Annotated in this window: 21 protein-coding genes, 1 tRNA gene and 1 pseudogene; 7 read left to right on the top strand and 16 right to left on the bottom strand. The window is 66.4% G+C overall.

The features are described from left to right. Positions 1 to 34: 34 nt before the first annotated feature. Positions 35 to 313: a hypothetical protein gene (locus A3OK_RS0103475; RefSeq protein WP_019903543.1), complete on the top strand. Its 279-nt coding sequence runs from the start codon at positions 35 to 37 to the stop codon at positions 311 to 313. A 33-nt stretch (positions 314 to 346) separates the two neighbouring features. Here A3OK_RS0103475 and A3OK_RS0103470 read toward each other — a convergent pair whose 3' ends face one another. Beyond that, complete coding sequence (locus A3OK_RS0103470; protein ID WP_019903542.1) at positions 347 to 745, bottom strand: hypothetical protein; 399 nt, start codon at positions 743 to 745, stop codon at positions 347 to 349. 140 nt (positions 746 to 885) lie between these two features. On the opposite strand from A3OK_RS0103470, the gene A3OK_RS0103465 reads away from it, so the two are divergent. Together A3OK_RS0103465 and A3OK_RS0103460 are read left to right on the top strand one after the other, a co-directional pair. After that, complete coding sequence (locus A3OK_RS0103465; protein WP_019903541.1) at positions 886 to 1470, top strand: hypothetical protein; 585 nt, start codon at positions 886 to 888, stop codon at positions 1468 to 1470. Between the two features lie 195 nt (positions 1471 to 1665). Then, positions 1666 to 1851, top strand: coding sequence for a hypothetical protein (locus A3OK_RS0103460; RefSeq protein ID WP_019903540.1), 186 nt, complete (start codon positions 1666 to 1668; stop codon positions 1849 to 1851). A 622-nt stretch (positions 1852 to 2473) separates the two neighbouring features. Here the strand turns inward: A3OK_RS0103460 and ispF are convergent. From ispF to A3OK_RS0103435, 4 genes and pseudogenes are all read right to left on the bottom strand, one after another. Beyond that, positions 2474 to 2977: pseudogene (gene ispF / locus A3OK_RS0103455) on the bottom strand (2-C-methyl-D-erythritol 2,4-cyclodiphosphate synthase); the annotation flags it as partial. Positions 2978 to 3366: 389 nt separating this feature from the next. Further along, on the bottom strand, positions 3367 to 4329 hold the full coding sequence (locus A3OK_RS0103445) for a universal stress protein (RefSeq protein WP_019903537.1): 963 nt from the start codon (positions 4327 to 4329) through the stop codon (positions 3367 to 3369). Positions 4330 to 4440: 111 nt separating this feature from the next. Beyond that, positions 4441 to 5721 carry a hydroxysqualene dehydroxylase HpnE gene (hpnE, locus tag A3OK_RS0103440; RefSeq protein WP_026596892.1) on the bottom strand — a complete coding sequence of 427 codons (1281 nt, stop codon included), beginning with the start codon at positions 5719 to 5721 and terminating at the stop codon, positions 4441 to 4443. Between the two features lie 10 nt (positions 5722 to 5731). Beyond that, positions 5732 to 7168, bottom strand: coding sequence for a saccharopine dehydrogenase NADP-binding domain-containing protein (locus tag A3OK_RS0103435; protein WP_019903535.1), 1437 nt, complete (start codon positions 7166 to 7168; stop codon positions 5732 to 5734). A gap of 1118 nt (positions 7169 to 8286) precedes the next feature. Between A3OK_RS0103435 and rnk the strand changes: the two genes are divergently transcribed. Together rnk and A3OK_RS0103425 are read left to right on the top strand one after the other, a co-directional pair. Further along, a complete protein-coding gene (gene rnk, locus A3OK_RS0103430) occupies positions 8287 to 8691 on the top strand; it encodes a nucleoside diphosphate kinase regulator (RefSeq protein ID WP_026596891.1) in 405 nt (134 codons plus the stop codon). Between the two features lie 91 nt (positions 8692 to 8782). Beyond that, the gene (locus tag A3OK_RS0103425; protein ID WP_019903533.1) at positions 8783 to 9247 is read left to right on the top strand and encodes a GreA/GreB family elongation factor; all 465 of its coding nucleotides are present in this window, start codon (positions 8783 to 8785) and stop codon (positions 9245 to 9247) included. A 409-nt stretch (positions 9248 to 9656) separates the two neighbouring features. On the opposite strand, the gene A3OK_RS0103420 is transcribed toward A3OK_RS0103425, so the two are convergent. The 5 genes from A3OK_RS0103420 to A3OK_RS0103400 form a co-directional block, all read right to left on the bottom strand. Beyond that, entirely contained in the window at positions 9657 to 11327 is a 1671-nt protein-coding gene (locus A3OK_RS0103420) for a recombinase family protein (RefSeq protein WP_019903532.1), read from the bottom strand. Then, positions 11327 to 11875, bottom strand: coding sequence for a DUF2924 domain-containing protein (locus A3OK_RS22275; protein WP_019903531.1), 549 nt, complete (start codon positions 11873 to 11875; stop codon positions 11327 to 11329). The genes A3OK_RS0103420 and A3OK_RS22275 overlap by 1 nt, the downstream gene beginning before the upstream one ends. Further along, on the bottom strand, positions 11875 to 12363 hold the full coding sequence (locus A3OK_RS0103410) for a DUF3489 domain-containing protein (protein ID WP_019903530.1): 489 nt from the start codon (positions 12361 to 12363) through the stop codon (positions 11875 to 11877). Before A3OK_RS0103410 ends, A3OK_RS22275 begins: the two co-directional genes overlap by 1 nt. Positions 12364 to 12781: 418 nt before the next feature. Then, positions 12782 to 12857: transfer RNA gene (locus A3OK_RS0103405), tRNA-Ile, on the bottom strand. A gap of 112 nt (positions 12858 to 12969) precedes the next feature. Continuing rightward, complete coding sequence (locus tag A3OK_RS0103400; RefSeq protein WP_026596889.1) at positions 12970 to 13368, bottom strand: hypothetical protein; 399 nt, start codon at positions 13366 to 13368, stop codon at positions 12970 to 12972. Between the two features lie 456 nt (positions 13369 to 13824). Here A3OK_RS0103400 and A3OK_RS0103395 point away from each other — a divergent pair, with 456 nt between their 5' ends. Further along, positions 13825 to 14826 carry a polysaccharide pyruvyl transferase family protein gene (locus A3OK_RS0103395; RefSeq protein WP_019903528.1) on the top strand — a complete coding sequence of 334 codons (1002 nt, stop codon included), beginning with the start codon at positions 13825 to 13827 and terminating at the stop codon, positions 14824 to 14826. An 81-nt stretch (positions 14827 to 14907) separates the two neighbouring features. Here A3OK_RS0103395 and A3OK_RS0103390 read toward each other — a convergent pair whose 3' ends face one another. Together A3OK_RS0103390 and A3OK_RS0103385 are read right to left on the bottom strand one after the other, a co-directional pair. Beyond that, a complete protein-coding gene (locus A3OK_RS0103390; protein WP_019903527.1) occupies positions 14908 to 15567 on the bottom strand; it encodes a 3-oxoacid CoA-transferase subunit B in 660 nt (219 codons plus the stop codon). A gap of 20 nt (positions 15568 to 15587) precedes the next feature. Next, a complete protein-coding gene (locus A3OK_RS0103385) occupies positions 15588 to 16316 on the bottom strand; it encodes a CoA transferase subunit A (RefSeq protein WP_019903526.1) in 729 nt (242 codons plus the stop codon). Positions 16317 to 16771: 455 nt separating this feature from the next. Between A3OK_RS0103385 and A3OK_RS0103380 the strand changes: the two genes are divergently transcribed. Then, positions 16772 to 18691: an AsmA family protein gene (locus A3OK_RS0103380; protein WP_019903525.1), complete on the top strand. Its 1920-nt coding sequence runs from the start codon at positions 16772 to 16774 to the stop codon at positions 18689 to 18691. Here A3OK_RS0103380 and A3OK_RS0103375 read toward each other — a convergent pair. From A3OK_RS0103375 to A3OK_RS0103360, 4 genes are read right to left on the bottom strand one after another with little or no spacing between them, the layout of a single operon-like run. Beyond that, positions 18679 to 19464: an ABC transporter permease subunit gene (locus A3OK_RS0103375; RefSeq protein WP_019903524.1), complete on the bottom strand. Its 786-nt coding sequence runs from the start codon at positions 19462 to 19464 to the stop codon at positions 18679 to 18681. The genes A3OK_RS0103380 and A3OK_RS0103375 overlap by 13 nt on opposite strands. After that, on the bottom strand, positions 19461 to 20348 hold the full coding sequence (locus tag A3OK_RS0103370) for an ABC transporter permease subunit (protein WP_019903523.1): 888 nt from the start codon (positions 20346 to 20348) through the stop codon (positions 19461 to 19463). Before A3OK_RS0103370 ends, A3OK_RS0103375 begins: the two co-directional genes overlap by 4 nt. Beyond that, on the bottom strand, positions 20348 to 21427 hold the full coding sequence (locus tag A3OK_RS24785) for an ATP-binding cassette domain-containing protein (RefSeq protein WP_019903522.1): 1080 nt from the start codon (positions 21425 to 21427) through the stop codon (positions 20348 to 20350). The genes A3OK_RS0103370 and A3OK_RS24785 overlap by 1 nt, the downstream gene beginning before the upstream one ends. Further along, positions 21424 to 22116, bottom strand: a complete 693-nt coding sequence (locus tag A3OK_RS0103360; RefSeq protein WP_019903521.1) for a Crp/Fnr family transcriptional regulator — start codon at positions 22114 to 22116, stop codon at positions 21424 to 21426. Before A3OK_RS0103360 ends, A3OK_RS24785 begins: the two co-directional genes overlap by 4 nt. Between the last annotated feature and the right edge of the window lie 65 nt (positions 22117 to 22181).

The following is a 22181-nucleotide window of genomic DNA, read 5'->3' as shown; positions in this document are numbered from 1 at the left end:
GTGGCCATCGCAAGACCAAAAGATAGGACTTCACATGCGCCGCCCCCTTCCGCACACCGTCCTCCTGCTGATCTTCGCGAGCGCCCCCGCCATCGCCCAGGCGCCCGCCATGCCGCCGCGTCCCACGACCGTCTGGGTACCGGTCGAGGAGCCGATGAGCATGCTCCTCAACGGCGGCCACCGCATCGTATCCGCCATGGGTCCCAGCTTTACCGTGGAGCGCGGCGGCAAGTACGTGGTTTGCGAGATCCGGTCGGCGGCCGGGATGCGCGGAACACCTGAGACCACTTCGACCTGCCACCGCCTGAGCTGACGGCCGACGTGGGCTCTCCCCTCCGCGCGCGCTTCACCGTCGACGGATAGGCCGGAGCGGGCCGTGAAGGAAACCGGGTTCCATACCCATCTCCGCAGCGCGCTCCCCGATCACGCCCAGGCCGCCCATTAGGCCGGCGATGGGTGAGTCCTGCAGGCCGGGATGGTTCAGGGCCTTTCCGATCTGGCGGCCCTCCCACCAGAGTTCCGCGAACAGCAGGGCCAGGAGCCCGAACAGCCACCAGGTCACCAGCCCCTGACCGAGGAAATAGACGCCGTAGGGCGGCGACAGGAAGGTGCTGAGATGCGACACGCCGATGATACCGGCAAAGCCCAGGACGAGGATCGCTGGGAGGCGAAACAACATGCGCCGGTAGAGGCGCAGAGCCAGATCGAGTTCCTCGACGGATGACTGGTCCAGCCTTAATTGCATTCGATGTCCTTGCGTGAATGGCCAGAAAGATATGGCCGACGGGCGAAACGCCCGCAACCGAAGCGCGGGCGATTGCGTCCGACGTGTCCGTGGACGACGCAGCGGGCGAGACCGGTCCCGTTGGGCGCCGGAGGCATCCGATGAGTGGCGCGGCGTTCGGCATTCGCGTCGCCCTGATCGCGACGGCCGTGCTCGCGTCTCTTCCCCTCCCGGCGCGGAGTGCCGAGGCGGCCACCTTTCCCCTCGCCTGCCGCAACGTCTACGCCGACCTCGACCGTTACGCGCACTGCGCCCGCCGCGATGGCGTGATGGTCCGCATCGACCCCGCCTACCTCGCGCGCATGTGCTTCCACGGTGGGCTGACTGAGATCGTCGTCGACGGGGTCGGTTGGCTCTGGGCGCGTCGCGACGGGCTGGCGCTGCCCGTTTTCATCCTCGATAACGGGCCGGACCCCTTCGCATCGGGGCGCGTGCGTGCCTGGCACGCGGGCAAGGTCGCTTTTTATGATCGACGCCTGCGTCGTGTCCTCACCACCGCATACGATTGGTCCTTCCCATTCAACGCCCGTGGCGAGGCCCTGGTGTGCCAAGGCTGCAGTTCTGACGGCCGCGTACCGTCCTCAATGGTCGGTGGTCTGTGGGGGCTCATCGATCGGCGCGGACGCATCGCGATGCCGCTGGCCGAGGGCGGGCAGGCGTCCGACCGGTATTTCAACCAGCCCTGATGGATCGTTGTACGGCATCGTCGGGCGCGCACGTGCGGGAGGCGCTTCGGCATGACACGCACGCTGGTCATGGTCACGCTAGTCGGCTTGGTCGTTCTGCCGCCATGCGCTCCCTCAATCGTATGCAGCCAGTCCGATGTCCGGACGGATCCGCGTGCCCGATCTGCCGGGCCGATAAGTACCGGCCCCATCGGGGTGGCGACACAGGACCCGGACGGCAGCCTCGTCCTGATCCTGCGTGCGGAATCGATTGGAGGCGCCATGGGAGATGCTCGAGTCCGCTACGCCCCGTCGGATCCGGCCTATGCCGGCATCGCCCGGCATCTCGGGCCGATCCAGCCGGGCGGCTCCGTACCGGTTCGCCCCTTCGAGGAGCGGTGATCGAGATGCGAACAGTGGAACGCGTTCTCGTCGCCAATCTTGCCGGCTGTACTCTGAGCAAAGGCGCCGTCCATGCCTGATTGATCGCCGGGGCCGATCTTGGCCTATCGCTGACGATGACGGCGTGATGGGACGGCTCGTCATCGCGATGCTGGGTGGCCGCGAAACCTGCGGTTTGATGCAGGACCTAGTAGTCAAAATCTAACGAATCGAGCCCGCCACGAACGTCCGCGATGGGTGGTTTCGCGACTGTCCGCTTTCGCGCAGCATTGCGTCGGAGCAGACTTCGGTTGCTATCGTGCCGGCCTGGGCCGAGCTTACCAGGAATCCGAAGTGGTCGACGAAGTTCGAGATGCGCAGTCCAAGCTACGCGTCGTAGGTTCCGGCACATACCTGACCTCGTTGCACCGTGTCCGCCGGATGCGGAGTGAGGCAGCTATATTCTGCCCCGCCCTCACTCGATCGTCTCAGGCGGCGCGGACGGCGGCCAAGAACCGATTCACCTCGGCGTTGAGGTGCTCGGACTGGCGTGACAGCTCGGAAGCGGCGCCCACCTCTGGGCCAAGGCAGCTTGCACTGGTGCATTGGCCACTTATGCCAGCTGCCAAGATGCACTCGCGGCCTAAACACACTCTGACTCTGGTAACCGAACCGTCGCGGAGGCTTGGGCGGCGAGGCCCTCGGCGCGGCCGACGAAGCCGAGCTGCTCGGTGGTCGTCGCCTTGATGGAGACGGACGAGAGCGGCACGCTGGCGATCTCGGCGATTCGTGCCCGTATCGCCTCGCGATGCGCTCCGATGCGGGGCGCCTCGGCTAGGACCGTGATGTCGAGGTGCTCGATGCGGCCGTCGCGCGCGCGCACCAGCGAGACCGCATGGGCCAGGAACTGGTCTGAGGCGGCGCCGCGCCATCTCTCGTCGCTTGGCGGGAAGTGGGTGCCGATGTCGCCGTCCGCGATGGCTCCAAGTAGCGCGTCCGTGAGGGCATGCAGGACGACGTCGCCGTCCGAATGGGCCAGCACACCGCAGTCGGCGGGAATGCGAATGCCGCCGAGCCAGACATGATCGCCTTCGGTGAAGGCGTGCACGTCAAAGCCGGTGCCGAGGCGGGTCAGGTATTGGGTCATTATTGTTCACTTTCTCATGGTGTGTCGCGGGGTACGGGGACGTTCACCGATGTATGAGCATCACAACCAGGGTCGCCGAAAGGGCGGCGATAAGGCAGCCCTCGATCAGAGAACGGGGACCGACTTGATCCAGCCTGTGTCCCGCATCCAGGACGAACAGCATGACCGCCACGGCCAGGACCCGTGCGACGAAGATCCTCATCTGGTCGCTCCCCTTTGGGTCATATCGGTTGCCCATGGCCGCACGTTCGAAGCCGGTGTCCCGCTTCCTTCAGCCCTCTGACGAAGACTCTGGTTGCCTGCGCGGAGCCGTGCCGTTTGAGTCACCGGCGAGCTCGACGCGGGACAGTGTTCGGTCCTGGCCCCCATGAACCGGCGCAGGGACCAGGCTACCTTGCACACGTCTGCCCACCCACTGCGGACGCCCGGCCCGCCGTGGTCGCCGTCACCTGAGGTCCGGGCTCGGACCAACCGACGCGAGACGTCAGCCAAGTTAGCCACCCGCGTCTGGAACGAGGCGATGGGACGACGAGGACGTCCGGCCCTTCCGTGGACAGGACATCGTCGGTGACGCTTCCGAGAAGCGCCTTCCCCAGTCGGCTTCGCGTATGTGTGCCGATGACAAGGAGGTCCGAAAGCCCATCCTCGGCGATCCTGGGGATGGTCTCGCGTGGGCCTCCCTCCTCTATCTGCCTGGTCCATTTCCAATCGGACAGGCCTGCGCCGGCGAGGAACGCCTCGACGTCCCTTGCGGCGCGGGAGCGGCATCCCTCGACATATCCGGCGATCTGTCCGCGCGAGACGCCGGAGGCGCGCAGTCTCGCCTTTCCCGGCGCGAAGAAGGCATGCAGAACTGTCACGCGCGCGCGGTTCGCGAGACCGAGGTGGACCGTACTCTGCAGTGCTCGCTCCGATGCGTCCGAGAGATCGACCGGAACCAGGACCCGCGCGTAGGCGGCGGCCTTGCGCCTCACGAACAGGATGGGGCACGGGGCGTCGCGGATCAGGCTTCCGACGGTTCGCCGTAGGCCGAAGGTTGGCGCCCCGCACCTGTATCCAGCCACGATCAGGTCGATGCTATGGACGGTCGCGGCGGTGCGGATCGCATCGGAGGGCCGTCCCCTGGCCACGAGTGGCACGCACGGGACGCGGTAAAGCTGCGGCACCACGGCAATCTGCTCGATTGTCATCAGCCGTGCCTCGCGAAAGTCCTGCGCCGTCTCGGCACAGTCGGGGCCTTCCACGACGTGCATCAGGATGACCACCCCACTGTTTTGGGCGGCCAGGATGCCGGCACGCCGAACCGCCCTCTGCGAACGAGGCGAGAAGTCGGTGGCTACGAGGATGCGCATGGGTGCCACTCCTGGACGCAAGGACGTCAGCGAAGGCCTTGGTGGATCGTCGGGGTTCGGGTCGCCACGTTCGCGTGCCGGGCCCGAGGGAACGCAGGCCGCCGTTCGGGCTCAAGGTGCCTTGGCGGCTAGCCTGTTCGTCTCCATCGCGACACGAGCGGCCTTCTCGCCCGACCGGATCGCCCCTTCGATGCAGGCGGGTAGACCCGTGTCGGTCCAATCGCCGGCGATGAAGAGATTCCGGAATTCTGTGCGCGTCCGCGAGCGAAGACGAGCGGCCCCGGGCGTCGCGGCGAAGGTCGCACGTTTCTCGCGGATGACCTGCCAAGGGGGAGGCGCGTCCGAAAGGCCTGTCATGTACCGGCCGGTGACGTAGGAGACCTCAGTCCAGATCTGATGCGCAAGCTCGCGCCGGCTCATGACGTCGGGGTTCGCCGCGCTGATGGTTACGGAGATCCTTCCCGGATGGGCGAAGATCCAGTCGGACAGTCCGTTCACCACGCCGGTCAGCCGCGGCATGCCAACCGGGCATTCCATGCGGAAGTGGATGTTCGCGATCCCCCGGTGATCCATCGGAGAGTCCAACCCCGGGACGACGTCCGCCGCCGCCTTTGGCGTAAGCGCGAGGATGATGCCATCCCCAGGCGTCAACGGGATCGAACCGTTGTCGAGGACGAGGCCAACGACGCGGCCCCCCTCGTATGCGAGCCGGCGCAGGCGGCTGCCGTAGCGGACTACCGCGCCGCGCTGTTTCAGGAAGCGCAATGCCGGATCGACGAAGGCGTCCGAGAGGCCGCCCCGGGCGAGGACGGGCCTGCAGGCTTGCCCGCCCTCGCCGAAGGTCTCGCGCAGCACCTGCGCGGCCAGGGTCGCATCGGCCTCCTTCGGGTCGATGTTCAAAGCCGCCAGGAGGACGGGGCGCCAAAGCCGCTCGTAGAGCGGGCCCTCGCAGGACAGAACATCCGATACGGTCGTGCCCGGCCTTGCCGACAGAAGGCGCAGGATCGATGCATAGTCGGTGGCTTGCGTGCCCGGGACGCGCCGGCCTGGATCAAGAATCCACCACGGCACCCGCCCCTCATTAATGCGCAGCGTCCAGCGCTCGCCCGAGGAGAGGTCGATGAAGGGAAACTCCGCACGCGCATGCACGGCGACCGCCTCGCGGCCGCCGACGAGGTTCAGAAAGGCGAATGTTGCCCCGTTGCCCGACAGGACAAGGTGGTTGCCGTTGTCGATACTCATCCCGAGTTGCGGGTCGTGATAGGATCTGCAGCGGCCGCCGGCATGGCTGGCGGCCTCATGGACCATCACCGTACGCCCGGCTTCCACGAGACGCACGGCCGCGGAGAGCCCCGACAGCCCGGCGCCCACCACGTGAACGACGCTCGTCATCGTGTACCCCTTAACGGACGAGCACGTTGCGGAACTGCCAGGGGTCGCTGGTGTCGATGTCCTCGGGGAACAGGCCTGGGCGACCGGTCAGCGGCGTCCAGTCGGTGTAGACGCCGATGACGGGACCGAGATACGGGCTCTGCACCTCAAGGCAGCGACGGAAGTCCATCTCGTCGGCCTCGACGATGCCGGCTTCCGGGTTCTCCAGAGCCCAGACCATGCCGGCGAGCACCGCCGAGGTCACCTGCAGGCCCGTGGCATTCTGGTAGGGGGCGATGCGGCGGGTCTCCTCGATGGAGAGCTGCGAGCCGAACCAGTAGGCGTTCTTCTCGTGGCCGTAGAGGAGCACGCCGAGTTCGTCGATGCCGTCGAGGATCTCGGTCTCGTCGAGGATATGGTGCTGCTCCTGCACCTTGCCGCCGTTGCCGAACATCTCGTGCAGCGAGAGCACGGCGTCGTTGGCGGGGTGATAGGCGTAGTGGCAGGTCGGGCGATAGGCGGCGCGCTCGCCCTCCAGCACCGTGTAGTAATCGGAGATCGAGACGGCCTCGCTGTGGGTCACGAGGAAGCCGAACTGCGACTGGACCGTGGGCGTCCAGGAGCGCACGCGGGTGTCGGCCCCGGGCTGGAGCAGGTAGATCGCGCAGCGCGAGCCCTTCTCCTGCTCGCGGCCGTTCTCCGGCATCCAGGTCTCGTGGGTACCCCAGCCGAGCTCGGCCGGCTGGTTGCCCTCGGAGACGAAGCCTTCCACCGACCAAGTGTTGACGAACACGCCCATCGGCTTGGCCGACTTGGCGCGCTGGGTGTCGCGCTCGGCGATGTGCACGCCCTTCACGCCGACCTCGCGCATGAGGGCGGCCCAGCCGGCGCGGTCCTTCGGCTCAGGAGTCTTCAGGCCGAGATCGCCGGCGACGTTGAGGAGCGCCTGCTTGACGAACCACGACACCATGCCTGGATTGGCGCCGCAGCACGACACGGCCGTGGTGCCGCCGGGGCTGGCGCTGCGCGCGTCGAGGATCTCCTGGCGCAGAGCGTAGTTGGTGCGGTCGCCCTGGCTCCTGTTCTTGTCGAAATAGAAGCCGGGCCAGGGCTCGGCCACGGTGTCGATGTAGAACGCGCCGAGCTCACGGCAGAGCTCCATAATCGCCCGCGACGAGGTGTCGACCGAGAGGTTCACGCAGAAGCCCTGGCCGCCGCCTTCCGTGAGCAGCGGCGTCAGCACGTCGCGATAGTTCTCCTTGGTCAGCGCCACCTGCTCGAAGCGCAGGCCATGCTTGTCGGCCAGGGACTTGTGCGCGTCGGATGGCTCGACGACCGTGAAGCGGGCCTTGTCATACTCGAAGTGCCGCTCGATCAGCGGAAGGGCGCCGCGTCCGATGGAGCCGAAGCCGATCATAACGATGGGGCCAGTGATGCGGCCATGGACGGGCCATATGGGTTCGGTCATTGGTCGTGTTCCTTTTCGTGGGGAATGTTTGGCGGCGCTTTAGCCGCAACCGCATTGTCATCCGACTGCCGGAGGGGTCGGCTTCGGGATCGGATCGGGTGCCCGGTTCACGACCGGTCAGTCATGGATCGAGGGTGGATGGATTACCGGTCCCCCGCAGCATCGCGCTCGGCGATGACACGCGACAACAGACCTAAATCGACAGCCATTCAGAGGGTTGGGAGCCGAGCAGCAGCGTTGGCGGGGACGGCGGGCGTTAGGCCCTTTCGAGCATCTCATCGCCAGACCACGCGAAACCGCGCGTTTACGCCGACCGAGCCGGGAAACGGCCTGCGGGAATGGACGGAATGCTCTGAGGTTTCATCCCTGGTGCGGGCCACGCCTGAAAAGGCAGGCCGGGCGCCAGGGCTTAAGAGCCTGCTTGCAGGCTGCCCGCGCGCCCCAAGAGGCGAATGCTGCGTAGAAGGTTCGACATCGTGACGCCAAGCATAGGCTAAGCCGTACGGGTGTCAACGAAGTCCCGTCGAGGGAATTTCCAGGGTTGAGGCATTCGGCGATACCGGAATTGACAAGCCGGAGAACTTCCCGGAGATATGGGGAACCATGCACAATCCTTGGCCTCCCCATCGTGGCCTGCTCCGGGCAGGTAGACTCATCGCGGGCGAGTAGCCCCGAGCCAGAGGCGCACGCCTGCGCCGGCCGCTCGGGGATTTCGTGACGGCTTCGGCCGGCACCAACCAACATCATCGCGTATCTATCGGCGGGTAGGAGCCTATGCGGCTCGCCTGTCGGCCAACCTGCGTCGCGTCCCAGCCGTCGGATCGGCTGATGGCGCGTCATTGCGGAGTTCAAGCCATGGAAACTTCTAAGTCCGAGCCAAAGGCGCGTCCTGCACCCGAAACCCACGACGGCATAGGCGATGCGGGCGACGCAGTACCTGCGCGGAACGTGTTTCCGCTAGCACGCAGGGTGATTCCGTTCGCGCGCACAAATTATCCGCGTCCGCCTATCAGCCCGGGGGATGGGCGGTCCGACGCCACCACAAGCGAAGACGACGATCCGGGCCCGCGCGCCGCTTGATCGTTCCGGATTCAAATAGCTGCAGGGATTAATCGACCGTGTCTCAGAAGATGATGAAGCCGTCCATCAAGATGACGGCGGACGACCATAAGCACTTGGCGCAGTTGGCCTCGTTCGCCGCGGATCGCACGCCCGAGGTGGCTTCCTTCCTCGCCGACGAGGTAGACCGTGCGAGGATAGTCGGTCCCAAGGCCTGCGTTGCCGGCCTCGTGCAGATGGGGTGCGCGGTCGAGTTCAGGGACGATGCGACGGGCAAGGTCCAGACGGTGACGCTGGTCTACCCTGGCGAGGCGGACATCGAGCAGGGACGGGTGTCCGTCATGACTCCCATTGGCGCGGCCCTGATCGGATTGAGCATCGGCCAGTCGATGGACTGGCAAACCCGAACGGGAACCGTGAAGCAGTTGACGGTCCTCGGCGTGAAGGTGCCCGAGAGGGTCTAGGGAATAGCCTGGACGGTCCCTTCTTCGCGATGCCGAACCTCTCCCTCGGTATGTTTGCTTATTGTCTGCTGTAGAGGACGGAGGCTTCGCTATGACGGATCATGTCGCCCTCGGAAGATTACCTCACTTGGTCATCCCGGACACAGATATCTTTAGTCTGCGTCGGGCAGTGGCATGCAATCCTCAAAGCGATCCGAAGGTAGCCGCACTTACCTTTCTCGCCTCGGAGTTGGACCGCGCCGAAATCGTCAAATCGGACGAGTTGCCCTGGAACGTCGTGACGATGCACGCTAGCGCCGAATATCGGGACGATGTCACCAACGATGTCGGACGCCTGAAGCTGATCCACCCGGACGAGGAGCAATGGGACGGGACATGCATCTCGGTCCTATCGCCGCTCGGCGCCGCCGTTCTGGGCTTATCCGAAGGCCATTCGATCAGGTGGCGTACCCCCTCGGGCGGCATACGAGGCGTAACGATCCTACACGTCCTCTTCCAACCGTATTGGAAGAAGCCGAATTGGTATGGCTGGCAGACCGACAGCGCGCTGTTGTGAGATGGCGTGACGACTGACGCCGCTAAAAGGCCACTTCTCACGCCATGCCGACGTGCGTCGCCGTCCGAGCGAACGTCTGATTTCTCGACTTTGTTTCTAAAAAGCAGACCGGCAGCAAACCACCCGACCCAGTCGTAGGGCTCAGTTCTATCGAGCGCCCGAAAGCGGACCTTCCGACCTTCTGCAAAGGGTCTTGAGCGGAAACGTCCGTTTGTCGATCGTCTATCGAACACGGCGGGAATGACCGAGTTGGCTCGACACCGGACGGTCGCATACCCAAACCTAAATGTCGGCTACTGGGCCGGAGGCCAACTTCCGCTCTTGGCGCATTGCTGACGGAGCAACATGGCGATGAGCGTCCGTCTGACAGGACGGCATGGATAGTCGGGGAAGCAATGCAAACGCTCCTTCACGCTCCATTACTGCTACGGGCATCAGTGTGTTCGCTCCAGATCATTGATGCGTTCATGAGCGCGGAAATGCCGGAACCCTCTGGCAGGCTCCCCTCGATTGCCGCCTGAATGACGGACGAAGCGAGGAAGGCGAGGTTGAGGGTCATGCGCACCGAGCGCTCGCTGCAGCCTTCCACTACGGCGATCGCGTGGGTGTCCGCCGCACGGCCAGCGACAAGATCGTCGAGCCAGCAGCGCGCCTTGGCGATCCCGTCAATGAGACGGTCCCGGGTCTCGGCCCGCATCGGTCGCAGCGACGCTGACCGTTCATCTCCCTCAGCGCGTATGATCTGGCGCCGACGACGGCTCGGTCGGGATGACCACGGTACATGGAGGTGAGAGGGCTCGACCGCTCCTACTCCTTCCGTCCGGTCGTCTTGTCCGGCCTCCTCCGGCTCGACGAAGATGATCGCAAGATGGCTCGGGTGAACGACGATGCGGCTGACCTGGGCGAGCAGGGACGTCTCGTCGGACGCAGACGTACGATCAGGGGAGGCGGTTGCTGTCAGCGCCTTTCGCACGGCCTGCTCGATTTCGGGCGCCGACACCCGCGGGACCGAGCCGGCCTCGCTGCGCTGTCCCGTCTCGAGTGCGCGCGAGACGTAATAGCGGTAGTGGAGAGCGCCCTTCCTGGCCGAGCTCGGCGTCATCCGGTTGCCACGGTCGTCGTAGAGCAGCCCCGCCAGCCAAGAGCCGGTGTTGCCCCGGACCGAACCTTGCGCCTGCGCCTTCTCGCTCAGCGCCGCCTGGACCGCATCGAACAGCTCGCGCGGGACGATGCCCTCGTGCTCGCCGGGGTAATGCCGGTCCTTATGGATCACCTCACCGATATAGACCCGGTTGCGCAGCAGATAGGCCAGCGGCCCCTTGGTGAAGGCGATGCCGCCACGGACCGTGCCATCCCGGCGCGGGGTTCGCTTGGTTAGAATGCCCCGGCCCTGCAGATCGGCCGCCAGCCCGTTGAGGCAGCCGAGTTCGAGATAGCGCTCGAAGATCGCCCTCACCTGCTCGGCTTCGATCGGGCAAGGCATCCGCTTCTTGTCATGAACGCGGTAGCCAAACGGCACGGGGCCGCCCATGCGCATGCCCTTGCGCTTCGAAGCCGCGATCTTGTCGCGGATGCGCTCGGCCGTGACCTCGCGCTCGAACTGGGCGAACGACAGCAGGACGTTGAGCGTCAGCCTGCCCATGCTGTTGGTGGTGTTGAAGGCCTGGGTCACCGAGACGAAGGAGACGCCGTGCGCATCGAACAGTTCGACGAGCTTGGCAAAGTCCGACAGGGCACGGGTGAGCCGGTCGACCTTGTAGACCACCACTACATCGACGCGTCCCGCCTCGACCTCGGCGAGGAGCCGCTGCAGGGCCGGACGATCGAGGCTGCCGCCCGAGACCCCGCCATCGTCGTAGGCCTCGGGCAGCAGGCGCCAGCCTTCATGCGCCTGGCTCTTGATATAGGCCTCGGCCGCCTCGCGCTGGTTGTCGAGGGAGGTGAAGGCCTGATCGAGACCGTGCTCGGTGGATTTGCGGGTGTAGATCGCGCAGCGCAGGATCTTGGGGGCCTGGGGTTTGGGGGCCTGGATCTTCGGAAGCTGGGCTTTGAGGTGCGACGGCTTGGAGAGGGATGCCATCACGTCATCCCTCCCACGGCCACAACTATCGATGCCGCTTCGGCCCCGCTTGGCGCTCTGGTGGCTACCTTGTCCCGCAGGCCGAAGAAGCGGGGTCCGTTCCAGCGGGTGCCGGTGATCGCGCAGGCGACCTCCGACAGGCTCGCATAGGTCGTCTCCCCCCAGGCAAACCCACCGGTCACCACGGTGACGGTGTGGACCTCGCCGCCGAACTCCCGCACCAGCAGCGTGCCGGGCCGAAGCCCAGGCGTCGGGATCGGCGGGACGAGGGGCGGTGCCTTCGGCTTGGCGGCCCGCTCGGCGGCGGCGCGGCGGCGCAGGCGCTCCTTCGCGATCCGATCGAGCAGTCGGGCACTGTCGCGATCGAGGTCGCCCAACGCCTTGGCCTGGATGCGGTAGGCCAGGAGCCGCACCATCAGGGGGCGGGACAGGTGCGGGGGAGGAGCGGTTCGCAGGTGCTGCCGCCAGCGGATGCGCAGGTCGCCCAGATCGAGGGAAGCGAGCGCCTCGATCTCACGCTTGAGCTCGGGGCTGATCACGGCGGCCATCACCGGGCCTCCGTCGTGGCATCGTCGGTCAGGCGATAGACGGTCCGACCCTCTGCATCGCATCCCTTCGTGAGGGTCATCCCTCGCTTGCGCAAGCCGGTCAGGGCGGCGCGCGTCGAATGGGCGAGCCAGCTGGTGGCGGCCATCAGGTCGGCGACAGTGGCGCCCTCGTCACGCTGCAGCATCGCGATGATCAGCGCTTGCTTCGTGCCGGATCGCGACTTTGTCCCAGCCTTGTCCGGTCCGGCGTCGAGGCCGAGGCTTTCCCGACCGGTTGGCGCGAGGCGCAGTCCGATCGGACCGCGCTCATCGCTGTGCCAGTGTGGCTCGTCCTCGGTGACGACGACCTCGACCGCCAGCGCGGTCTTGCGGAGCTTGGCAAGCAGCGCTTTGGCGGCTCGGGCGTTCAGCCCGGCTGGACGGGTGATCAGTTGGTCGTGCGATTCGGCGGCTGCCTTCAGCAGCGCATGGTGCGTTTCGTCGATCATGAAGGTGGCCCGTGCGATGGTTGGGCAGCGGGTGTGCTGCCACTAGCGCAACCCCGCGGATCGCGAGGGATCGGCAGGGGTCGAGTGCGCACCGCGTCGGTGGCCTTGCGAACACCGACAGTTCCGCTCCGTTCGCAGCGCAAGTCCAGTCCGAAGTGATGGGATTGGCTCACACGCCAGTGCACGGCCGCCAGCGAACCTAGGCTCCGCTGGCCTACGAACTGGTCTCCAGCACGGCGAGCCGAAATGTTGCGGAAGCTGCACCTGCGGCAGGCGAGAAACCGGCGAAATTCGCCTGGAATCAGGGCAGCAACATCGCCCCGGAGATGGGGCCGCCGAACAGCAGCTTTTCGCTAAGTCCTTGAGATGGCTATCATCTCCCGCGAAACGCGAATTCACGTCGTTCGCGGAGAGTGAGTGGTGGGCCCGGCAGGACTCGAACCTGCAACCAGACCGTTATGAGCGGTCGGCTCTAACCATTGAGCTACAGGCCCTGAAGTGCACTCGCGTCGGTGGTGTGTCGATATCCGACGATGCCGCGATTGCGGTCATGGACTCACCTTTACGGTGTCCGGCGGGCGTCGTCACCGTCTGCGTGAGCCAAAATCAGGCGGAGATCCCAGGGGAAGAGTCGAAGAGGAAATCGTCGGCGACCGGGATCGTCACGGACAGGCCCGAGCCGTAGGCGGCTTTCGACAGGCGCCAGGGGCGATCGGCCTGGGCGCGTATGGCTTCGGAGGGGCGCAGGCGCCGCAAGGTGCCTGCGTCACCCAGTTCCTCGACGGTGAGAAAGCCGTAGACTTGCAGGCGGGCGGCGATCAGCTTGGTTTCACGGTCACCGGCTGCGACGGCCAGGGTTCCGCTGGCATAGACCGCATCCATGAGGGCACGCTGGTCGACGCGCCGGGCGGCGAGGGAGGGTGAAACGACGGGAGCCTGGGGCTGTGGCCTGCCGGGTCGCCGGAAGGGAACCACGTTGTCGATCGCCGTCTGAGCGCTACGCATACACCACTACCCTCAAAACCATTCGCGGGGACCGACGAACGCAGTCGCGGCCCCGACAATCGCTAGGTTTCGACGAGTCGGATTAATGGGCAGTTTACGGTAAACGGTCGAGCTGTCTCACAGGCCCGCGGTCGCGTACCCGGCGCCGGGAACACCACGCCGACGCCGGCGCCCGAGACTCGCCTGCCATCGTGCACCATGACCGGCATGCGTACCCATCGTTTCGGTGCTCGGGCTGCGACAGCTGGCGTCGGGCTCTATAGCCGGCGCAACGCCGCATGGGCGGCGACCAAGTCTGATCGATGACGCGACAGTGCCTCGACATGGGAGAGGGCCCTGAGATAAGCCTCCGATGATCGCAGGGGTCAGTGGTGATGTAAGCCTTTGTAATCGCATCGATTTCATTCGAGACGCGGGCTCTGCTTTCGCGGTTGATCCTGCCAGGGGAGATGACGAGTGGCGAATGACGACGAGGTGCTGGCAGCGAAAACGTTCCTGACCTTTCTCAGGAATGGAGACCGGGACGCGTTCCTCGAACTGGAAGCCGAGTTGCTCGGCCAGTCGGCCGAGAAATGGGGCGCGCTCGTTTCGGCGTATCGCGCTCTGCTGACCTTCGATGACCTGGCGGCGGAAGCCGATCTCGACGAACGCTTCCGTCCGAAGATCTGGTGGATGCGCAGCCCGTTTCCGGGCAATTTCGGCGATATCCTGACGCCCTACATGCTCTGGCACGCCTTCGGCGTGATGCCCCGCTGGTTCGACGCGAAGCAGGCGGACGGTCTCTGCATCGGCAGCATCGCCAAGTTCGCCCGTCCCGGCATGCATCTGTGGGGGACCGGCATGCCGCGCAGCACCGATGACCTCTGCCCGACCGCGATCTACGCGGCGGTGCGCGGCCCGCTCTCCCGCGATGCCGTTCTGGCGGCGGGTGGGCAATGCCCCGAAATCTACGGCGATGCCGCCATTCTGCTTCCCGAACTCTATTCACCCATCGTGGAGAAGACCCACACGATCGGCATCATCCCGCACGTTTTGCAGGAAGCCCGGATCCGCAAGGCTCTGACGGCGATCGGCGCCGACCACGTCAAGGTCATCTCCCTCCTGGCGGTGACGTTCGATGATATCGAACGTGTGATCCGAGACATCCTCTCGTGCGAGGAGATCGTTTCCACGTCGCTTCACGGGCTCATCGTCGCACAGGCCTACGGCATTCCCTGCCAATCGGCGCGTCTGTCTGACGGGAAGAGCGCGGCAGAGGATTCCTTCAAGATGCGAGATTACAAACAATCGGTCGGTCTTGCCGACGCAGCACTCGACTTGCCTCGCAAGTTCAAAGACTTGACCTGGCTCGATCGCCGCGCATGCGTGCTCCCGCCCTCCCCCCTCGACCCGAAGCCGCTGCGGGACGCCTTCCCGTTCCCGGTCCGCGTTCACGGACGGTCGACCGCGCGGGCGTGAGCCCCGCTTATGCAAAAGGCTCCGGATGCGGCGGCACCCGGAGCCTTTTTCCAACGCCGAACCCTTCGACGGAGCCGCAGCTCAGTTCAGCGCGACGGTGAACGCACCCTCGGTCTTGGAGCGGATCTCATCCTCGGTGACGCCGTCGGCGAGTTCGATCAGGATCATGCCGCCATCGCCCTTCTTGTCGATCGTGAAGACGCCGAGGTCGGTGATCACCATGTCGACGACGGCGGTGCCGGTGAGCGGCAAATCGCATGCGGTGAGGAGTTTGGCGCTCTCCGAGCCGTCCTTGCCCTTGGCGGTGTGTTCCATCACCACCACCACCTTCTTCACGCCGGCGACGAGGTCCATGGCGCCGCCCATGCCCTTCACCATCTTGCCGGGGATCATCCAGTTGGCGAGGTCACCGTTCTCCGCCACCTGCATCGCGCCGAGGATCGACAGGTTGATGTGTCCGCCACGGACCATGCCGAACGAATCGGAGGACGAGAAGTAGCTGGTGGTCGCCAGTTCGGTGATCGTCTGCTTGCCGGCGTTGATGAGGTCGGGGTCCTCCTCGCCTTCGAACGGGAACGGGCCCATGCCGAGCATGCCGTTCTCCGATTGCAGCTGCACCGACATGCCGTCGGGGATGTAGTTCGAGACCAGGGTCGGAATGCCGATGCCGAGGTTCACGTAGTAGCCGTCGCGCAGTTCCTTGGCGGCGCGCGCCGCCATCTGTTCGCGGGTCCAGGCCATGATGGTGTCTCCCTAGGATATCAGACGGCGGCGGAGGGGATGGCGGCCTCGCCGCGCTTGCGCGTCGTGCGCTGCTCGATCCTCTTCTCGCGGATCGCCACGTGGATGAGGCGCTTGATGAAGATGCCCGGCGTATGGATCGCGTCACCGTCGATCTCGCCCGGCTGGACCAGATGTTCGACCTGCGCGATCGTCACCTTGGCGGCGGTAGCCATCATCGGATTGAAGTTGCGGGCGGTCTTCCGGTAAACGAGGTTGCCTTCGGTATCGCCCTTCCAGGCGTGGACGATGGCGAGATCCGCGAATAGGCCGCGCTCCATCACGTAAGTCTCGCCGTCGAACTCGCGGATTTCCTTGCCCTCGGCGATGAGAGTGCCGACGCCGGTCTTGGTGAAGAAGGCCGGGATGCCCGCCCCGCCCGCGCGGATGCGCTCGGCCAGGGTGCCTTGCGGGTTGAACTCGATGGCGAGTTCGCCGCCGAGATACTGCCGGGCGAATTCCTTGTTCTCGCCGACATAGGACGAGATCATCTTCGCGATCTGGCGGGTCTGCAGCAGCTTGCCGAGCCCAACGTTGTCGATGCCGGCATTGTTGGAGATGACGGTGAGGTCCTTGACGCCCGAAGCCTGGATCGCGTCGATCAGTTCATCGGGGATGCCGCAGAGGCCGAAGCCGCCGGCCATGATCGTCATGCCGTCCTTGAGCACGCCGGCGACCGCCTGCGTGGCGTCGGAATATACCTTCTTCATCTCAAGCCGTCCTCCCGGAATCCGGTCCCTGTGGCCGTTGCCGCCCGCCGTGCGAAACCCAAGCCAAGCCCGTCCCGCCAACTCACCCGGCTCAGTCGAGTCGCGCCAGCCGGCTTGTGCGGTGCTCAGGTATACCAAGGCGAGGCGCTCGCCTATCCGTACCGTCTCTGCGCCAGGAGACCGCGTTTCGGCAAGATCCTGCGGAAGACGATCCTCCGGGATCCGAGACTGAACGCGAGACTTGTCGCCTCTCCGGCGGATCGAGCGGTTCTCCGCCCTCTGGAAACAACCCGGCATCCCCGTGCTCCACTGCGGAGAAATGATGCATGGCAGACAAACCCCGTCGCGACCGCTATGGGATGGAACGGGGGGCAGGTTTTGAAGATCGATCACGGCGGCTCGGCGAGGCCGCCCGTGAGGCCGCTCGTCGCGGTTTTGCTCTAGTAGGGAGAGACATGTCGCTCCGCCGCCTTCTGCCGGCCCTGTGTCTCGGCATCCTCGTGCTCGCCCTCATCGGTGCCTGTTTCCCGTGGTCGGTCGCGTCCGTTCGCCTGACGCGGGCCGTCGGCACGTCGCTGACGACCCAGTACGGGATCGCGATGAAGGCCGACGGGCCGGCGGGGATCGCTCTGCTTCCCCTCCCCCGACTGGATTTCGAGGGCGTCCGGCTCAACGCCGGGACGGTGGACGGCCCGCTTCTCGCCGAGGGCGGAACGCTCATCCTCAAGCTCGGCATTCGCGCGCTGCTCGCGGGCCGCATCGAGGTCGACACCCTCTCGCTCGAACGCACCACGATCACCCTCCCCGTCGATGACGCGGACCGGCGATGGGCCGAGCCTGTCCGCCGCCTGAAAGCCCATCTGACCGAAGATGGCGGCTCGCGGCCCCGGCGCATCAGCCTCACCGATGCCACCATCGTGGGCCGCGATCCGCGCGACGGCAGCGCCCAGACCGCGAGCGACGTCGACCTGATCCTGTCCTGGCCGTTCTGGTCCTCGCAGACCAACGTCGCGGGAAGCTTCCTCTGGAACGACACCCCGACCCAGTTCTCCCTCAGCGGCCTCCGGCTGGACGAACTGTTCTCGGGCCGGGAATCTCCCTTCTCCGCCTCCGTGACCTGGCCGGCGGGCCACCTCTCGGCGGAAGGACGCGGTATCTACGCCGGAGGCGTATCGCTTCGCGGCCAGGGCAGCCTGCAGACCCGGTCCTTGCGCGAGACCATGGACTGGGCGGGGACGGACGTCGCCCTCGCGCCATTCCTGGAGACCTTCGCCATCGACGGCACATTCGAGAGTTCGGGCCGTAACCTGCTCCTGCCGTCGATGCGCCTTCAACTCGGCGACAACCGCCTCGAAGGTGCAGGCTCGATCAGCTTCGGCGAGAACCGCCCGGCCCTGCAGGCGACTCTGGCTGCGGAGAACCTGAACCTCGCGCCCGTTCTGGCCACCCTGATCCGGGTCTTCGGCCCCGACGATACGCTGAACGCCAATGGCTGGAGCCGCCAGAGCCTCGCGCTGCGGCCCTTCACCGGCGGAGATCTCGACCTGCGTCTCTCGGCGGGAAGCGCCCGCCTCGGTCCGGTCGTGATGGAGGATGTCGCCTCCAGTCTCCTCGTGCGCGAAGGCAGCGTCGAAGGCTCTCTCAGCCGCGCTTCCTTGAGGGGCGGTACCATCAAGGGGCGGTTCGGCCTCACCACCTCGGCCAGCGATCGCGGCGAGACGGAATTGCGGGCGCAGGGCGCCTTCGATCAGCTCGACCTCGGCACGCTCCTCGTCGATATCGGGCAGGAGGGTTGGATTCTGGGCAACGCCCAGGGACAGTTCATGCTGGAGGGAGCGGGCCGCACCGCAGCCGGCCTCATCGGGCATCTCAACGGACGTTCGTCCTTTGCCATGGAGGGCGGCACTCTCACGGGTCTCGACCTTGCCGATGTGGTCCATCGCAACGGAGTCGCCGCCGATGGTGCCCTGGCCCGCCGGAATGGCCGCACCCCGTTCGAACGAGCGGGGGTGACCCTGCGCTTCGTCGATGGGGTCGGGGACATCACCGACGGGATGCTGAAGACGGCATCGCTCACCGCCTCGCTGCGCGGAACCCTGTCGCTGCCCGAGCGCAGTCTCGTCGCGAGGGCGGAACTGATGCCGCGAGCGGCAGGCGACACGACCTTGCGGCCGGGCGCCTCCCAGGGGCCGCCGCAAGGGTCGCTCTTCGACATCGAGGGACCGTGGGACGCCGTCGCCGTCCGTGCTCTTTCCCGTGAGGGTGGCTCGGATCTCGATTCCCGTGGAGGCTCGATCGTCGCTCCCAACGCGCTGCGCGTGCCGGCGACGGGCACCTTCGACCTGCCGATGCGCGTAAGAGCCTACGCGCCCTGAACGCCGGCCGGGCGTCGTCCGGTGAGGAACGAGGCCATGAGCACCACGAGGGTGACGCCGCCGACGAGGAGCGTCGAGGCGGCGTTGATTTCGGGGTTCACGCCGAGACGGACCTGACTGTAGAGGCGCATTGGCAGGGTCGTCGCGCCCGGCCCCGAGACGAAGCTCGCGATGACGAGATCGTCCAGGGACAGGGTGAAGGCGAGGAGGAACGCCGCCGCCAGCGCGGGCGCGATCAGCGGCAGGGTGATGGTCGCGAAGACCCGGAACGGCCCTGCCCCGAGATCCGCCGCCGCCTCTTCGAGCGAGCGGTCGAGCCCTTTCAGCCGGGCGCCGACGACGACCGTCACGAAGCCCAGGCCGAGAGTGGCATGGGCGATGACCAGGGTGACGAGGCCCCGGTCGAGGCCGAGTCCGACGAAGAGCAGCAGCAGCGACAGGCCGGTGATCACCTCCGGCATGACCATCGGCGCGTAGACGAGCCCGGTGAAGCTACCCCGTCCGGCAAAGCGGCCGCTGCGGTCGAGGGCCAGCGCCGCCGTCGTGCCGAGGAGCGTCGCCACCAGGGCCGCGAGCGAGGCCACCTTCAGGGAGACCAGGGCCGAGGCGATGAGCGGGCCGTCATTGACGAGGATTCCGTACCAGCGTGTCGAGAACCCGCCCCACACCGTGACGAGGGAGGAGGCGTTGAAGGAGAACACCACGAGGACGGCGATCGGCGCGTAGAGGAAGACGAGGCCGAGACCGAGGCTGAGGCGGTTGAGAGGAGTCACCGGCCGAAATCCTCTCGCTGGCGCTCCGCATCGCGGAACAGCACGATCGGCCCGACGATGAGGATGAGCAGCAGCACCGCCACCGCCGAGGCGAGCGGCCAATCGCGGTTCGAGAAGAATTCACTCCAGAGGACGCGGCCGAGCATCAGCGTGTCGGAGCCGCCGAGGAGATCGGGGATGATGAACTCGCCGACCATCGGGATGAAGCACAGGAGCGCGCCGGCGACGATGCCGGGCCGGGCCAGCGGCAGCGTGACGGTCCAGAACGCCCGCGTCGGGGTGGCTCCGAGATCGGCTGCGGCCTCCGTCAGCGCCGGGTCGAGGCGGGAGAGCACCGCGTAGAGCGGCAGCACCATGAACGGGAGGTAGGCATAGGTCAGCCCGATCATCACCGCCGCCGGGGTGTCCAGGAGAGCGAGCGGGCGGGCGATCACGCCGCTCCAGAGCAAAGCGGCATTGAGCAGTCCTTCGGGCTTCAGGATCGCGATCCAGGCATAGATGCGGATGAGGAAGCTCGTCCAGAACGGCACGATCACCAGGGCCACGAGGATCGGCTGGAAACGGGCCGGTGACCGGGCGAGCGCATGGGCGATGGGCGTGCCGAGGATCACGAGGATCGCCGTCGCCGTTCCCGCATAGACGACCGAGGACAGGGCCGCGTCGCGATACAGGCTGTCACCGGCCAGCGTCTCGAAATTGGCGAAATCCAGGGCTTCGAGGAACGCCCCCCACCCGTCGATGCCTGCGCTCCAGTCGAGCACCGGGAGATATGGCGGCTGTGCCGTCGCCGGTGCGGACAGGCTGATCTTGAGTGTGATGAGGCAGGGCAGCAGCACGAAGGCGGCGAGCCATAGATATGGCGCGAGAGGCAGGAGGCGTCTCATCAGGCCGCCACGACCGTCGCGGCCTCCGGCGCGAAAGTGAGACGGATTGCCGTTCCGCTCCCGGTTCCCGTGGGCAGGGTCGCTCGGAGCGTGCTGCCATCGGTCATGCGGATCTCGAGCCGGGTGCGGTCGCCGAGATAGGTCGAGGCCTCCACGCGCCCGTCGAGCGCATTTCGATTCTCCGCCATCGTCGGGTCGACGGGCGAAGCCGTCAGGCGCTCGGGGCGCAAGGCGACCATCGCAGGTGCGCCGGCAGCCGGGGCGCCCTCCCCCAGGGCGAGGATCGGCCCAAGGGCCGTCTCGACCTGTACCAGCAGGCCGTCGGCTCGTCCGACCGTACCCGGAATGAGGTTCACGTCGCCGAGAAGGCCGGCGACGAAGCGGGTGGCGGGCCGTTCGTAGAGCGTCTCGGCCCGGCCGAGCTGGACCAGGCGGCCCTTGTCCATCACGCCGATCCGATCCGCGAGCGCCATGGCTTCCGAGGGATCGTGGGTGACGATGACGAAGGCGGTGCCGAGGCGGCGCTGGATCGCGCGCAACTCTCCCTGGGTCTGCTCGCGCAGGCCCCGGTCGAGGGCGCCGAGCGGTTCGTCGAGGAGGAGCACCTTTGGCTCGCGGGCCAGCGCGCGCGCGAGGGCGACGCGCTGGCGCTGCCCACCGGACAAGGTCTCGGGACGCCGGTCCCCGAAGCCTTCGAGACGGACGAGGCGCAGCAGATCGGTGACGCGGGCCGTCGCGGCCTCGCGGCCGAGGCCCTTCAATCCGTAGGCGATGTTCTGCGCCACGCTGAGGTGCGGAAACAGCGCATAGGACTGGAACATCATGTTCACCGGCCGCCTGTGCGGGGCGAGGCCGGCGAGATCGGTGCCGTCGAGGCGGATCGTGCCGGAGCTGGGCGTCTCGAACCCGGCGATCAGGCGCAGGAGGGTGCTCTTTCCGCAGCCCGAAGGCCCGAGCAGGCATAGGATCTCGCCCGGGGGCATGTCGAGCGAGAGATCCGCCACCGCCTCATGGGCGCCGAACCTCTTGCTGACCCGTTCTAGGGTCAGGAACGGCGCCACGGCGGTTTTGCCCGTCAACTGTCCTCGCGCAAGGCTTCGGCGACCCGCGCCTCCAGCAGGTCCGGCCGGCGGATGACGAGGGCGCCGCGCGTCCGGTCGATCAGGCCGTCGGCCGCCATGACCGTGAATTCGCGGGTCACCTGCTCGCGCCGGCAGCCGATGCGGGCGGCGAGGACGTGATGATAGGGCGGCGGCGTCACCACCCGCTCGCCGTCGCCACCCGCACGCGGCACCGACAGGCGCAGCAGCTCGGCATAGAGCCGATGGCGCAGGTCGAGGAGCGCGTGCTCCATCAGGCGTGTGTTGAGTTCGCGCACCCGCTTGGCGAGCAGCCGGAACAGCCGGTCGGCGATGGCCTCGGAGGCGAAGATCATCTGCCGGAAGATCGGGGCCGGGACCACGCAGACCTCGCCGCGGGTCAGGGCGGTGACGTTGGCCGAGCGGCCGATCCCGTCGAGGGCCGCGAGCTCGCCGAAGAAAGCGCCCCCGCGCATCTCGCCGAGAATGACTTCCTTGCCCGATTGCGAGCGGTTGAGGATGCGGACTTCACCGGAGGCCAGGAAATAGACGTCGGTCGAGATGTCGTCGTAATCGACCAGCACCTCGTTCTCGTCGAACCGGCGCCAATGGCAGCGGGTCTCGTAGGTGGACAGCTCGATTCCCGGCTCCTTGAAGAAGGGGATTGTCGCCAGCCGTCCTGTGGTCACGCGTATCGTCTCCTAAAGCCGACCGATCGTTAAGCTGCCGGTCCCGTGGGTCAAGTCACTCGGGC

It is taken from the genome of Methylobacterium sp. 77 (genome assembly GCF_000372825.1).
GTDB lineage: Bacteria > Pseudomonadota > Alphaproteobacteria > Rhizobiales > Beijerinckiaceae > Methylobacterium.
Note: the sequence above shows the minus strand (reverse complement) of the source record. Positions and strands in the feature narration are given on the sequence as shown.